The sequence below is a fragment of the Pantoea sp. SYBGC1 genome (genome assembly GCF_057197005.1).
On record NZ_JBXUNM010000007.1, the window covers coordinates 149,771 to 163,722 of the forward strand.

General features: G+C 59.2%; 13 protein-coding genes. 5 read left to right on the top strand and 8 right to left on the bottom strand.

The genetic code is table 11. The features are described 5' to 3' along the window. Positions 1 to 100 precede the first annotated feature (100 nt). A complete protein-coding gene (ftsP, locus tag AC2CF9_RS13300; protein ID WP_150018019.1) occupies positions 101 to 1,528 on the top strand; it encodes a cell division protein FtsP in 1,428 nt (475 codons plus the stop codon). 46 nt (positions 1,529 to 1,574) lie between these two features. Here ftsP and dkgA read toward each other — a convergent pair whose 3' ends face one another. Further along, a complete protein-coding gene (gene dkgA, locus AC2CF9_RS13305) occupies positions 1,575 to 2,402 on the bottom strand; it encodes a 2,5-didehydrogluconate reductase DkgA (protein WP_150018018.1) in 828 nt (275 codons plus the stop codon). Positions 2,403 to 2,594: 192 nt separating this feature from the next. Here dkgA and AC2CF9_RS13310 point away from each other — a divergent pair, with 192 nt between their 5' ends. Then, positions 2,595 to 3,512, top strand: a complete 918-nt coding sequence (locus AC2CF9_RS13310; protein ID WP_150018017.1) for an AraC family transcriptional regulator — start codon at positions 2,595 to 2,597, stop codon at positions 3,510 to 3,512. A 3-nt stretch (positions 3,513 to 3,515) separates the two neighbouring features. Here the strand turns inward: AC2CF9_RS13310 and AC2CF9_RS13315 are convergent, their stop codons facing one another. Continuing rightward, complete coding sequence (locus tag AC2CF9_RS13315) at positions 3,516 to 4,178, bottom strand: DedA family protein (protein ID WP_150018016.1); 663 nt, start codon at positions 4,176 to 4,178, stop codon at positions 3,516 to 3,518. 97 nt (positions 4,179 to 4,275) lie between these two features. Further along, positions 4,276 to 5,466, bottom strand: coding sequence for a cystathionine beta-lyase (metC, locus tag AC2CF9_RS13320; RefSeq protein ID WP_484557224.1), 1,191 nt, complete (start codon positions 5,464 to 5,466; stop codon positions 4,276 to 4,278). 246 nt (positions 5,467 to 5,712) lie between these two features. Here metC and exbB point away from each other — a divergent pair, with 246 nt between their 5' ends. The 3 genes from exbB (at position 5,713) to tcuC (ending at position 8,394) form a co-directional block, all read left to right on the top strand. Further along, positions 5,713 to 6,441: a tol-pal system-associated acyl-CoA thioesterase gene (exbB, locus tag AC2CF9_RS13325; RefSeq protein ID WP_190315024.1), complete on the top strand. Its 729-nt coding sequence runs from the start codon at positions 5,713 to 5,715 to the stop codon at positions 6,439 to 6,441. Between the two features lie 5 nt (positions 6,442 to 6,446). After that, positions 6,447 to 6,869: a TonB system transport protein ExbD gene (gene exbD / locus AC2CF9_RS13330; protein WP_039380171.1), complete on the top strand. Its 423-nt coding sequence runs from the start codon at positions 6,447 to 6,449 to the stop codon at positions 6,867 to 6,869. 202 nt (positions 6,870 to 7,071) lie between these two features. After that, positions 7,072 to 8,394 carry a tricarballylate/proton symporter TcuC gene (gene tcuC / locus AC2CF9_RS13335; protein WP_484557225.1) on the top strand — a complete coding sequence of 441 codons (1,323 nt, stop codon included), beginning with the start codon at positions 7,072 to 7,074 and terminating at the stop codon, positions 8,392 to 8,394. A gap of 40 nt (positions 8,395 to 8,434) precedes the next feature. On the opposite strand, the gene AC2CF9_RS13340 is transcribed toward tcuC, so the two are convergent. From AC2CF9_RS13340 to AC2CF9_RS13360, 5 genes are read right to left on the bottom strand one after another with little or no spacing between them, the layout of a single operon-like run. Further along, positions 8,435 to 9,397, bottom strand: a complete 963-nt coding sequence (locus AC2CF9_RS13340; protein WP_484557226.1) for a Csu type fimbrial protein — start codon at positions 9,395 to 9,397, stop codon at positions 8,435 to 8,437. After that, a complete protein-coding gene (locus AC2CF9_RS13345; RefSeq protein WP_484557227.1) occupies positions 9,390 to 11,822 on the bottom strand; it encodes a fimbria/pilus outer membrane usher protein in 2,433 nt (810 codons plus the stop codon). Before AC2CF9_RS13345 ends, AC2CF9_RS13340 begins: the two co-directional genes overlap by 8 nt. Then, positions 11,822 to 12,511 carry a fimbrial biogenesis chaperone gene (locus AC2CF9_RS13350; RefSeq protein WP_484557228.1) on the bottom strand — a complete coding sequence of 230 codons (690 nt, stop codon included), beginning with the start codon at positions 12,509 to 12,511 and terminating at the stop codon, positions 11,822 to 11,824. Before AC2CF9_RS13350 ends, AC2CF9_RS13345 begins: the two co-directional genes overlap by 1 nt. Before the next feature lie 23 nt (positions 12,512 to 12,534). Then, positions 12,535 to 13,035, bottom strand: a complete 501-nt coding sequence (locus AC2CF9_RS13355) for a Csu type fimbrial protein (RefSeq protein ID WP_370513343.1) — start codon at positions 13,033 to 13,035, stop codon at positions 12,535 to 12,537. A 29-nt stretch (positions 13,036 to 13,064) separates the two neighbouring features. Continuing rightward, positions 13,065 to 13,634, bottom strand: a complete 570-nt coding sequence (locus AC2CF9_RS13360) for a spore coat protein U domain-containing protein (RefSeq protein ID WP_150018009.1) — start codon at positions 13,632 to 13,634, stop codon at positions 13,065 to 13,067. Between the last annotated feature and the right edge of the window lie 318 nt (positions 13,635 to 13,952).

Here is a 13,952-nt window from a genome sequence, read left to right on the forward strand (position 1 = left end):
ATCCGGGGGGGGTGGATGCCGCCCCCGTGCACCACAGCAAAATTAACAACAACAACATGGACACGGCGTTTTACGCCCCGCTCAAAAGGTCTGAAGTTTTATGTCTTGCAGCAGACGTCACTTTATTCAGCTTTCTGCCGGCGTTGCGCTGGCCTCTTCGGCATTGCCTTTTTCAGCCCGCGCCGCTGCTCCGGCTGGCGATGTCCCACTGCCGGTCCCGCCGCTGATTGAATCCCGCCGCGGACAGCCGCTGTTTCTGACGCTGCAGCGCAGCCACTGGTCATTTACGGGCAGCGGCAGCAAAGTTCCGGTCTGGGGCATCAACGGTCTCTATCTGGGGCCGACGGTGCGGGTCTACAGCGGTGATGACGTCAAGCTTATCTACAGCAACCGGCTTAATGAGCCGGTGGCGATGACGGTCAGCGGCCTGCAGGTGCCGGGCGCGCTGATGGGCGGGGCGCCGCGCATGATGTCAGCGGGCGCTGACTGGTCGCCGGTGCTGCCTATCCGGCAGGGGGCGGCGACGCTGTGGTATCACGCCAGCACACCGAATCATATGGCACCACACGTCTATAACGGCCTGGCGGGAATGTGGCTGATTGAAGATGACGTGAGCAAATCTCTGCCGCTGCCTAAGCACTACGGCGTGGATGATTTTCCGCTGGTGATTCAGGATAAGCGCCTCGATAACTTCGCCACCCCGGTCTATAACCCGCCGTCAGAGGGCGGGTTTCTTGGTGATACGCTGCTGGTTAACGGCGTGCAGAATCCCTATGTGGATGTTTCCCGCGGCTGGGTGCGCCTGCGCCTGCTGAACGCCGCCAATGCGCGCCGCTTTGACCTGCGTTTTTCAGACGGTCGTCCTTTTACCGTCATTGCCAGCGATCAGGGCTTTCTGCCCTCGCCGGTTGCGGTACAGACGCTCTCTCTGGCGCCTGGCGAACGGCGCGAGGTGCTGGTGGATATGTCGCAGGGTGATGAAGTCTCAATCACGGCGGGCACGGCGGCAGGGATTATGGATCGCCTGCGCGGCCTGTTTGAACCCTCATCCATTCTGACCAACACGCTGGTGCTGACGCTGCGCCCCACCGGGCTGCTGCCGCTGGTCACCGATAACCTGCCGATGCGGCTGCTGGCCGATCAGATCCTTGACGGCGTCGCGGTGCGGACGCGCGAGTTTCGTATTGGCGATAGCGTACCGGGCATTAACGGCGCGCTGTGGGATATGAACCGCATCGATACCACCACGCAGCAGGGAACGTTTGAGCGCTGGATTATTCACGCCGATCGCCCGCAGTCGCTGCATATTCAGGGCGTCATGTTCCTTATCAAAAGCGTCAACGGCGCGCAGTCGATGGGCGAAGATCGCGGCTGGAAGGATACCGTCTGGGTTGATGGCAGTGTGGAACTGCTGGTGAGTTTTCCGCAAAGCGCCAGCGATCACTTCCCGTTTGTCTATTACAGCCAGACGCTGGAACTGGCCGATCGCGGTACGGCAGGGCAGATGGTCGTTAATCCGCTCTCCTGACGAAGAAAAAGGCCGCCGTGAGGGCGGCCGCAATTGTCGTGCTGCTCTAGCCGTTAAACGTCTCCGGATCGGGACCCAGACGCTGGCCCTTATCCAGTTTAGTGATTTCGCTGATCTCACTTTTCTCCAGCCGGAAATCGAAGACGTTAAAGTTCTCCTCAATGCGTGCCGGCGTCACTGATTTCGGGATCACCACCAGGCCGCTGTCCAGATGCCAGCGGATCACAATCTGCGCCGCGCTCTTGCCATACTTTTTCGCCAGCGTGCGGATAATCGCCTGATCGAACACCCCTTCGCCGCCCTGCGCCAGCGGGCTCCAGGATTCAGTCTGGATCTGATGCAGTGCGTTCCAGGCGTGCAGCGTACGCTGCTGCAGCATCGGATGCAGCTCAATCTGATTCACGACGGGCGTTACGCCGGTTTCATCAATCAGGCGTTTCAGGTGCGCCTCATGAAAGTTGCAGACGCCGATGCTTTTGGTCAGACCCTGCTGCTGCAGCTCAATCATCTTCTCCCATGCCGCAACGTAGTGATCTTTTTCCGGGCAGGGCCAGTGCATCAGGTAGAGATCAACGCTGTCGAGCTGCAACTTCTCCAGGCTGGTCTCCATCGCCTGCTGCACATTCTGCTGGTCATCATTCCACAGCTTGGTGGTGACGAAGATATCGTTGCGCGCGACCGGCGTATCCTTCAGCGCCCGGCCAATCGCCTCTTCATTTTTATAGGCGGCAGCGGTATCGATTGAGCGATAGCCCACTTCCAGCGCTTTCAGTACGGCGGTATGCGCCTCTTCCTGACTTGCCTGCCAGACACCGAGGCCAAGCTGCGGCATCATATTGCCGTCGCGCAGTTTGATAATAGGTTGATCTGCCATTGGGGCTCCTTTTTCATTGCGATCGCTGAATGGAAAACTGTGTGCTTAAGTCTAGACAACAAACGTGCAGTGCGGATCGCTCTGCCAGAGCGGACTCTGACCCTTTTCTGCAAAAATCTTGCCTGATTCTCCAGGGGAGTAGAGCTTTGTGCAGCGTTACGGCACACTGAATTTTTTATCCGGAAAGCCGCCATGTCCCATGACGCCCTGTGTCGCCAGCTTGCCCGCCGGGTGGTCGCGCTAATGTGCGACCCGCAAAAACCGCACTGTGCAGTGAAAAATGTCCGGCTCATTTACGCCAGCGAAACGCTGCCGCGTACACCGATGATGTATCAGCCCGGCATTGTGATCCTGTTTCAGGGACGCAAAACCGGCTATCTCGGCAGCACGGTCTTTCACTATGATGCCAGTAAATATCTGATGCTGACGGTGCCGCTGCCGGTTGAGTGCGAAACGGAAGCCACGCCCGATGCGCCGCTGGCGGGCATGTGTCTGAGCGTGGATACCGCTTCACTGCAGGATCTGCTGCTGGATATCGGTGATGATGAGCAGTTTCAGCCCGCGGCGCAGACCTCGGGTATTCATTCCGCCTGGCTGAGCGAAGAGATGCTGTGCGCCGCAGAGCGGCTGCTGGATGTGATGAGCCATCCGCGCGATGCACGGGTGCTCGGCCCGCAGCTGGTACGGGAAATCCTTTATTATGTACTGACCGGTCCAATTGGCGGTGCGCTGCTGTCGCTGGTTAACCGGCAGACGCAGTTCAGTCAGATTGCGCGCGCGCTGCGGCGGATTGAAACGCACTTCGCCGGCAGCCTGAGCGTTGAGACGCTGGCGGCCGAGGTCAACATGAGCGTATCCGCTTTTCACCACAATTTTAAGGCGGTAACGCAGACGTCGCCGCTGCAGTACCTTAAACGCTATCGCCTGCATCAGGCGCGGCTGATGATGCTGCAGGATGGCGTAAAGGCGAGCGCAGCCGCGCTGCGGGTAGGGTATGAGAGTCCGTCACAGTTTTCCCGGGAGTTCAAACGGCTGTTTGGCACAACGCCGGGTGAAGAGGTCAGCCGCGCGCGTCAAACGGTGCAGTCGCTGCCGTTTGACGCGGCGTGATAATTACGAGGTTTTCTGGCGGCGTTTTTTCCAGATTACTACAATGCTGCCGGCCAGCCCGGTAAACAGCAGCACTAGCGGCAGGATCATCAGAATAGCCATAACCTGATCTTCATGCCGCTTAATAAACGGCACCTGGCTGATGCCATAGCCCATCGTAACGACAATACCGACCCACAGCACGCCGCTCAGCCAGTTAAACAGCTGAAAACGGCTGTTACGCAGCCCGGAAATACCCGCCATGGTAGGCAGCAGCGTGCGCACAAATGCCAGGAAACGGCCCACCAGCAGCGCCATCAGTCCGTGGCGGTTAAACAGATGCCAGGCGCGCTGATGGTACTGTGCGGGCAGATGCATCAGCCAGCTTTTGACCAGCCGGGTATTGCCCAGCCAGCGCCCCTGCAGATAGCTCAGCCAGCAGCCGAGGCTGGCGGCGGTGGTCAGGATCACCATGGTCGGCACAAAGTCCATTACGCCTTTAGCAATCATGGCACCCGCCAGCAGCAGCAGACTGTCACCTGGCAGAAACGACGCCGGCAGCAAGCCATTTTCCAGAAACAGCGTCAGAAACATCACACCGTAGACAATCCATACTACATCCGGATTGGCCAGCGCAGCAAAATCCTGATGCCAGAGCGCCTGGACAATCTCATGTAAAACACCCATCTGCTATCCCGTCGAGTTACAAGGCTTCTATAGTAGCCCTCCGCGGCCGCCTGCGCGTTGATCTGATATGGCGAGCCACGGATGGTTGAAGGTTGGTTTAATTCGTTAAGCGGTCAAAACCCGCCTGCAGATCGGCCAGCAGGTCGCTGACGTGCTCCAGACCGATATGCAGACGTATCAGCGTGCCCGTAAAGTCGACGCCGCCTGCCGGGCGAATTGCCGCCAGCTCTTCTGGCTGGCTGGCCAGGATCAGCGACTCATAACCGCCCCACGAATAGGCCATGCTGAAATGATGGAAGCGATCGAGATAATTTGCCAGCCGCTGCGCATCCAGCCGCTCATGCAGCACAAATGAAAACAGGCCGCTGCTGCCGCTGAAGTCGCGCTGCCAGAAACGGTGCCCCGGGCTTTGCGCCAGCGCCGGATGATTGACCCGTGCCACTTCAGGCCGGCCAGTCAGCCACTCCGCCACCTGCAGCGCGCTCTCTTCGTGCTGGCGCAGGCGGGTGCCTAAGGTGCGCAGACCGCGGCTCGCCATATAGGCCGTATCCGCATCGACCATCTGCCCCATCAGGTAGGAGTTTTCGCGCAGCTGCGGCCAGCAGCGGGCGTTGGCCACCGCGGTGCCGATCATGGCGTCACTGTGACCAATGATATATTTGGTGCCGGCCTGGATAGAGATATCAATCCCGAACGCCAGCGCGTTAAACAGCACGCCCGCCGCCCAGGTGTTATCCAGCATGATAATCGCCTCGGGCGCTTTGGCACGTACGGCGGCAACAATGGCCGGAATATCCTGCACTTCCATCGTCACCGACGCCGGCGACTCAAGAAAAACCACGCGGGTATTGGGCTGCACCAGTTCACCGATCTCACTGCCAATGCAGTGATTAAACCAGGTGGTGGTGACCTGCATTTTGGTGAGGATTTTGCTGCAGAAATCCTGCGTCGGTTCGTAGACCGCTCCGCTCATCAGCACGTGATCGCCCGCTTCAACAAACGCCAAGATGGCGTTGGCAACGGCGGCTGCGCCGCAGGGATAGAGCGCACAGCCTGCGCCACCTTCCAGTTCAGTCATCGCATCCTGCAGCGAAAAGTGCGTAAGGGTGCCGCGGCGGCCATAAAAGAGTTCGCCTTCAGCCCGCCCGGCGGTGGCGCGTTGTTTATCCGCGACGGTATCAAAAACCAGGGATGAGGCGCGCTGTATTACGCTGTTCACCGCGCCCTGCGTATAACGTTTATTACGTCCTGCGCTCACCAGCGCGGTATCCAGTTTTTTCGTAGCCATCACTGCCTGTCCTGACCCATCTTACAAAGCATTCACGTTACCACGAATCAGGGGAGGGGTTGAGCCTGTTTACCGATTATCAGAGTGGCGCCAGCCCGGCGGCAAAGGCACTGCCGCCGCCGTCACTGCTTTGTAAATAGTAATGAGAACGACTATCACTTAGATCCTTTTTTTTGCTATGATCGTCTCTTCAGTCGTGAACTCTACAACAGAATCTGGAGATGCAGCGTGGTAGCCAGTGATTTAATGCAGACAGACCTCTCCGTCTGGGGGATGTACCAGCATGCCGACATCGTGGTTAAAATTGTCATGATTGGCCTGTTGCTGGCATCCGTCGTGACCTGGGCTATCTTTTTTGGCAAATATGCTGAACTGAGCGCCGCGAAACGTCGCCTGAAAAAAGAGCAGCAGGCGCTGGGCGCAGCACGCTCACTGGCTGACGCTTACCGTGCGGCAGAGAGCTTCAAAGCCGGCAGCCACAGTGCTGTACTGCTGGCCGATGCGCGCGAGGAGCTGACGCTGTCAGCGGGCACAGACGATCTGGCGGGCATCAAGGATCGCACCAGTTTTCGCCTTGAGCGTCGCGCAGGGGCGTTCAGCCGTCATGCCGGACGCGGCAATGGTTTTCTGGCAACCATCGGTTCCGTGGCGCCTTTTATCGGCCTGTTCGGTACCGTATGGGGCATTATGAATAGCTTTATCGGCATCGCTAAAACGCAGACCACCAATCTTGCTGTGGTCGCGCCCGGCATTGCCGAAGCGCTGCTGGCAACAGCGGTTGGTTTGGTTGCCGCTATTCCTGCCGTGGTTATATACAACGTCTTTGCACGCATGATTGCCAATTATAAAGCGTCGCTGGGTGACGTTGCGGCCCAGGTGCTGCTGCTGCAAAGCCGCGATCTGGATCTCGGCACGGCGCACGTCGCGGCGGAAACCAGCCGTCCGGCTGCTACGCATAAGCTGCGCGCAGGATAATCATTATGGCGATGCGTTTAAACGATGAGGCCGCTGGCGACAGCGAAATGCATGAGATTAACGTCACGCCGTTTATCGACGTTATGCTGGTGCTGCTGATTATCTTTATGGTGGCGGCACCGCTGGCAACAGTGGATGTGCGCGTTAATCTGCCAGCGTCCACCAGCGCACCGCAGCCGCGTCCGGAGAAGCCGGTCTATCTCTCAATCAAAGCGGATAAGCAGATCTATATCGGCAATGATGCGGTGACGAAAGAGACGCTGGTAAACGCGCTGACTGCGCAGACCGCGGGAGATAAGCAGACCACTATCTTCTTCCAGGCCGATCAATCAGTGGACTATGCCACGCTGATGGCGGTGATGGACCAGCTGCGCGCGGCGGGCTATCTGAAGATTGGCCTGATGGGAATGGAAACGGCCGGCAAATAGCCGGACTGTTTTGCCGGAGAGAAAGCCGCTGATAACAGCGGCTTTTTTTATCCCTGCTTTCTGCAGAGCAGTGGTCAGAACCGCGCCACATTGTTAATTTCCTGTTACCTTTTGTCAGTCTTTGTAAAGCACAATGGTGATTCAGATCACATTCATTCCTGGCTGAGCAGGCTACAACGGGTAAAAAACCAGGAAGGACAGTATGAGCAGCCAGCTATCTCTGCAAAAACCTGCGCGCAGCGGGGCGAAAACCATCTTTAGCGTTACCAGCGGTAACTTCCTTGAGATGTATGATTTTATGGTCTTTGGCTACTACGCCACCGCCATCGCGAAAACCTTTTTTCCCGGCGACGATCCCTTTGCCTCACTGATGCTGACGCTGATGACCTTTGGCGCCGGATTTCTTATGCGTCCGCTGGGCGCCATTGTGCTGGGTGCCTATATCGACCATCACGGCCGGCGCAAAGGCCTGCTGCTGACGCTGGGGCTGATGGCGATGGGTACGCTGACCATTGCGCTGGTGCCGGGGTACGCCACGCTTGGTGCCGCGGCACCGATTTTGATTCTGCTCGGACGCCTGCTGCAGGGCTTCTCTGCGGGGGTAGAACTCGGCGGCGTCTCGGTCTATCTCGCAGAAGCTGCGCCCGAAGGGCGTAAAGGATTCTGGGTCAGCTGGCAGTCGGGCAGTCAGCAGGTGGCGGTAATTTTCGCCGCGCTGCTGGGACTGGGGCTGAATCATTTGCTGGCGAAAGAGGCCGTTACCGAATGGGGCTGGCGTATTCCGTTTGTGGTGGGCTGTATGATTGTGCCGTTCCTGTTCTGGATCCGCCGCATGCTGGAAGAGACGGAGGCGTTCAGCCAGCGTAAAACGCATCCCTCCATGCGCCAGATTGTGCGGTCAGTTGGACAGAACTGGGCGCTGGTGCTGGCGGGCATGCTGATGGTGGTCACCACCACCGTTATGTTCTACATGATCACCGCTTTCACGCCGACCTTTGGCAAAACGGTGCTGATGATGAGCGATAAACAGAGCTTTCTGGTAACGCTGTTTGTCGGGATATCCAACCTGTTTTGGCTGCCGGTTATGGGGGCACTTTCCGATCGGGTCGGGCGGCGGCCGCTGCTGATTATCTTTACCGTGCTGATGATCCTGACGGCGTGGCCGGTGCTGCACTGGCTCACTGGCTCCGCGAGCTTTGCGCATCTGGTCGAAGCGGAGCTGTGGCTCTCTTTTCTCTATGCCAGCTACAACGGTGCCATGGTAGTTTACCTGGCGGAGATTATGCCGGCAGAGGTGCGCGCATCCGGCTTTTCCCTGGCCTACAGCCTGGCGACCGCACTGTTTGGCGGCTTTACGCCAGCCATCTCCAGCTACCTTATTCATGCCACTGGCGATAAAGCGATGCCCGGCGTCTGGCTCTCATTTGCTGCCGTCTGCGGACTGGCAGGCACGCTGCTGATTGGCCGGATGGTGAGACAGTATCAGCAGCGCCATGCGGTAACGCCCGCCAGCGCCTCACTCTGATGCTTTTCCGGCCGCGCTCTGCGGCCGGCTCTTATCCCTGCTAAAACGCCACGTCCACTACCACGTTATCCGTATAGTTTCCGGCTGCCGGCGTCGCCTGCGTCGTCAGTATCCGGGCTGTATAGGTAAAGTTGCGCGTTACCGTATCGGGATTCAGCGAGGTTGACGTTGTGCTGCTCCAGCGATCGCTGCCGGAGGGGCCCCAGCGCGAGGTGGTGGCCGCGTCTTTATAAATGTCATAGGCCAGCCGGCTGGCGCCGTTTGCCATCTGCCGCGCGGTGCCGCTGAAATTATTGCCGTTGCTCAGCCCGACGCTATAGGTGCTCCCTTTAGAACAGACCACGCTAATAGTCTGCTGGACGGCAGAGAAGCTGCCCGCCAGCGGCGCGCTGCCAAAGTTGAGGTTCGGGGCGGTAATGGTGGTGCAGTCGTTGGTGACCACCAGCGTCACGGTCAGCGGCAGGGCGGTGCCGCTGCTGGTTTGCACGGTTCCCAGACAGATACCGGCCACGCCAGCGCTGGTACAGACGCTGTAGCTGACCGTCAGCGTCAGGGTGGTGGTGTACGTGCCTGCCGCAATCACCTGGCCTGGCACGGTGCGGAAATAGAGCGGGATAGTAAAGTTGAGGCTGTTGCCCAGCGCCAGCAGCGCCGAGGCGTTCCAGCGGTAGCTGTTGCCCTGACGCAGCTCGGTGGCGCAGGCGCTATCGATACAGAGCTGAATCGGGACGTTGTCGTTGCCACCGGCGCTCGCTTTCAGCGTGGCGCGGGTCCCGTTCAGGTAGCTGGCAGCGGTAAACGCATAGGCAATATAGTCGTTGCCCAGCAGATTAAGCGTGGCGGAGCCGCAGTTGACATTTGTATTGGCGGAGGTGGGGATAACCTGGGATTGCACAGAAAAGGTGGTCTGGCTGCCAAAGCTGGCCGGCGAAGCGGAGAGCGGGCAGAGCGCATAGCTGGCGCCAGGCAGCAGCAGTGCCAGCATCAATAGTAACTTAATCATGTTGTACTCCTGCTGAGGGTGTCTGCGCCAGCGCACCGGCGCCGGGCTGCGGGAGAGGTAGCGCGCAGACCAGCGGGCCATAGGTTTTCAGCGCTTCTGGTTCGCCGCGCGCGACGCTGAACGTGGTTTCGCACTGGCGGCCATCGGGCGTGATAACCTGCAGCGTATTACGCGCTTGCAAATTCTCCAGCCAGACGATGCCGTCCCAGCCCACATAGCTGCTCTCTTTACCAGCGCGCAGCACCTGACTGGCAAGCGGCAGCGGCTGACCGCGCGTGTCCTGCAAAATAACGCTGGCGGCGCGCAGCGGCTCAATCGGGAAGTCGAGCAGAAAACCGCTTTTACGCTTCACGGCAATGCGCTGCTCCACCCGGGACGCGGCGACACTGGCAGGCAGATCCAGCGTATCGATATCATATTTTGCGCCGTAGTAGCTGCTGACCGCCGGCACCAGCAGATAGCCCTGGTCGTCAGTTTTCCCCATCGCCTGGTTCTCATAGCGCACGGTAACGCCGGGATAGCGGGTCTTCACCAGCACAAAGGCGTCGTTGATATCGTTAGCAGCAAAGAGGCGGTTATCCATCAGCACCAGCGCGCCGGAGAGATCTGCCCATTGGGTTGTATTGTCATCGTCGCCCCAGAATCCGGCTGATGTATCGATCCGGTTGTTGCGATAGCGCAGGCTGCCCTGACGATAATCGCCGCTGTCGCCCCCCTGACGTGCCCAGGAGGCGTCCCAGGCAATGCCACCCTCGGTGGGCATTGCCCGCGAGGCATACAGCCGCTGGTTACTGCGCCCCTGGCGATCGCGCTCCACGCTGACAGACGCACTGCTCTGTTCGCCAAACGGGATCACCAGGGAAATCGCCCCGTCCCAGCTGCCGAGATCGCGATCGCGGCTGGCTGAAATATAGAGGCTGCTGTTGCCCCACAGGTTTTTGCTCCAGGTCAGGTTCCACAGACGCGTGCGCTCACCGTAGCCGCCGCTGATATCGAAATAAGCGAGCCCCAGGCTGCCGTAGTCACTGAGCGACAGGCTGGCCGTATACTGTGCGCTGCGACGCGCGAGTGAATAGCGGCTGTCGGCGCTTTCACTGCGGCTGCCGATCAGCGCCAGATTACTGAACGTGGTATCGCGCAGAATGTGCTGGGTGCCAAGGCTGAACCAGCTGTTGTTGTACTGATATCCCCAGCTGTACTGCGTGCCGCTCTGACCCTGCGCGTCGCTCTGCGCCACCGCCGCGTTGATGACGCCCAGACTTCCCGCTTTCAGCAGGCCGCCCGCACCGCCCATGACAACCTCATTACTGCCCTCGGCGTGCGACTCCAGCGTCAGCCAGTCGCTGATACCGTAGCGATAGGAGCCACTGGCAGCGGCGGCGCCGTAGTCGGCACTCTTCACACCATAATTTTGCCGGACAGCGCCGGCAGAGAAGGCGTAATCAGCCAGGCCGCTTTTTAACAGGCTGGCCGACACGTAAAAGGGCAGCGTGGTGGTGACCTGACGCCCCAGCGCATCGGTGGTGGTGATTACCGCATCCCCGGCACCATTGACAAAGGGGATGTTGGTCAGCGACCACGGACCGGGCTGCACCGCCGTTTGCGCACTGCGATAGCCGTTGATAAACAGATCGACCGAGGAGGGCACCGCCGCCTGGCCGCTAAAGGCGGGCAGCGGCCAGGTCACTAAATCGGGACGTACGCTGAAATCACGCGCTATCTGAACCCCGCCCAGCCGCACGCTGTTGCTCCAGCTCAGGGCGTCAGTGATAAGGTCGCCCACCCGCCAGCTGAGCACGGCGTCTTCATTCTCATTGCTGAACCAGGTGTCGTAACGCAGATATCCCTCCTGCTGACCGCTGAACGATCCATTCAGCTGCTGCGTATAGACGCCGTTAGAGGAGAACTGTCCTGCCGGGCCGAACAGCCGTAACTCATTCCACGAGGAGAGGCGTGAGCCGGCCCGATCGGTGTGGGTCAGATAAAAGTCGTAATTCAGCAGCGCGCCGTTGCTGGCGCGCGCCGGAAAGCGGGGACGTTGCTCAGCCTGCCCGAGCCGCTGCGCCGGCAGCCAGGCTGGCGGCACCGTCAGCAGCAGCCGCTGCCGGGTCTCATCATAGGTAACATCCGCGCCGGGTAGCTGCCGGAGATCAACCCGCTCATCCGGCAGCTTTTCCGCCGCTATCCCCGCCTGCAGCAGATCGCTGCGGCGCAGCCAGAAATGATCCTGCTGATGTTCAACGGCAACGATATCGCCGCGCGCGCGCTGATTAATAATTAACTCCAGCATCAGCTGCTGCCCCTGTGCGCTGCTCTCCAGCGCGGGCGGAGGCGGCAGACCAGACCAGCTCTCCGCACGCCCGGACGCAGGCAGGATCATCAGTACGCTGCCCAGCAGCAGATAACGCGAGGGCGCAGGCGTCATTAGCGTGCGGCAGTGCTGCGCCAGGCGCGGTTATTGACATCGGCTGCCAGCTCTCCGCGCAGAGGCTGGCTGACCGGCCAGCGCTGGCTGCTGTGTGCCAGCACATAGCCGAACAGGCCGTTGCCCAGGGCGGTTCCGCCGGCGCGGACATTGCTCAGGCGCGCATGGCCGCTGCCGCTGTTGGTCAGCTCCAGCCAGCGCCTGCCGCCGCTGCTGACTTCTCGCCAGCTCAGTACCGCTTTCGCGCTGTCGCGCGTCAGGCCGCTGCCGTAGACAAACAGCGGAACGGAATAGCGCATCTGAAAGTTAAGCCCGGCCTGATTGTCACCAGGCTTACGCGGTGACGGGATCTCATCGAGTACCACGCGATAGGCGCTCTCCTCACCGGCAGGTGGCGGCGTCTGTTTGATCAGGCGCACCAGCTGTTTTTGCCCCGGCTCCAGCCGCACCATAGGCGGACTGGCGGCGACCTGCTGCTGCGTCTGATACTGCTCCTGCCCCTCGCGCTGCTGCCAGGCAAAGATGCGTACCTGCATAATGGTGCTGCTACTGCCGCGGTTCTCCAGCCAGAGCTCGCTGGCTCTATCTTCAGAAGCTATGGCAGGGTCAATGGGCCAGATCATCAGCGAGTTAGCAGCCTGCACTGAGGGAACGATTAATAACAAAAGCAGCGCGCACAGGTTTCTCATGGTTCATCCTTTTTTTTTCAGCGTCACCAGCTCAGGGTGACGGTCAGCGTGTCGGTATAGGTTCCGGCTCGCGCTGCGCCGGGCAGCGTCAGCTGACCATAAACAGGCAGCGTAATCGTATTCGCATTGCTATAGTTCAGCGCTATAGCGCTGTTGATGGGTATAGGCACAGTCAGCGCAGCATTGCTGAAGAGCCGGTAGGCAATGGTATTGCTGCTGCTGGTATGTTTGAGATTGCGGAGAGAGGTGTAGTTAGCGCCGCCGTTAATACTCATGCTGACGGCGGTGCCTGGCGTGCAGGCCAGATTCAGCGTCGTGCTCTGCAGATAGCTTGCGCTGAGGTTTCCCGTGGCCACGCCGGACTGCGTGCCAAAATTAAGCGTACCAAACACGCCTGTGTTGCTGCCCGACACCACGCAACCCGCCACGATGGACGCAGCGACCTGAAAGTTTGCCGTGGGCAGCGCGTGTGCCGGCAGGCAGGCGAACGGCGCAATCAGCCCCGCCGCCCGCCAGAGATCCACGGATAGTCTCACTGCGTGTACACCCGTGCTCAGTAATTCACCGCCACGTTTATGGTGTCAGTATAAGTACCCGCCGGGATCAGCGGATTGAAGCCGCCGCCGACGACCCGACCATAAATGGCATAGTTGGTGCCCAGCGTCGGATCGGTGGTGCCGCTGGCGGCAATGTTGGTATTGTTTGCTATCGCGGTAGTAAAGGCGGCGTCGCTGTAAAGGGTATAGGCGATGCCCTGCGTATTATCCGAGCCCAGAATGAGATAGCGCGGCTGGCCGCTGACGGTGCCGTAAACCGTGCCCGGCGCGCCGTTGCTGCTGGTGACCTGTACATTAAAGGTCTGTCCGGTTGTGCAGCGCACATAGATACCGCTGCCGGCTGCGCCTACCAGCGTGGCATTCAGCGTATCAAAGGTGGCTGCGCTGCTGCCAAAATTCAGGGTACCGAAATTGACGCCGGTGGTGGCTGACTGACCGTTGACCAGACAACCGGTCGTCAGCGTAAGCGTGGCGTTAATCGCCCCGGTGGTGGTGGCTGCCAGGGCCGTTACGGATGTCAATCCTGTGTACAGGCCTGCGGCCATAAGAAAAAGCTTGATTTTCATAATCATTCCTTACTGATTATCCGGAGTCGATGCTTTTCCACCTGGCCTGTTAATAAAAACGAACCCGTAAAATGCCGTTGGCAAAGAGAATTAAGACGATATCTATCGCTGGCCTCATATGAGTATTGAGGTTGCTTTATGATTTACATTAGTTTTGTTTACTATAGTTCAGAGCGGTAGTACGTCTAATAGCTGATACACATTTTTTACTCATTATTTTTGCTGCCAGGCCGATAATGCAGTCATAACAGTGGCTGGCCCATGCTGCCAGCCTGCTGTCGTCTGGCGCGAAAAAAGAGCTGGATTTCTGCCTCGTTC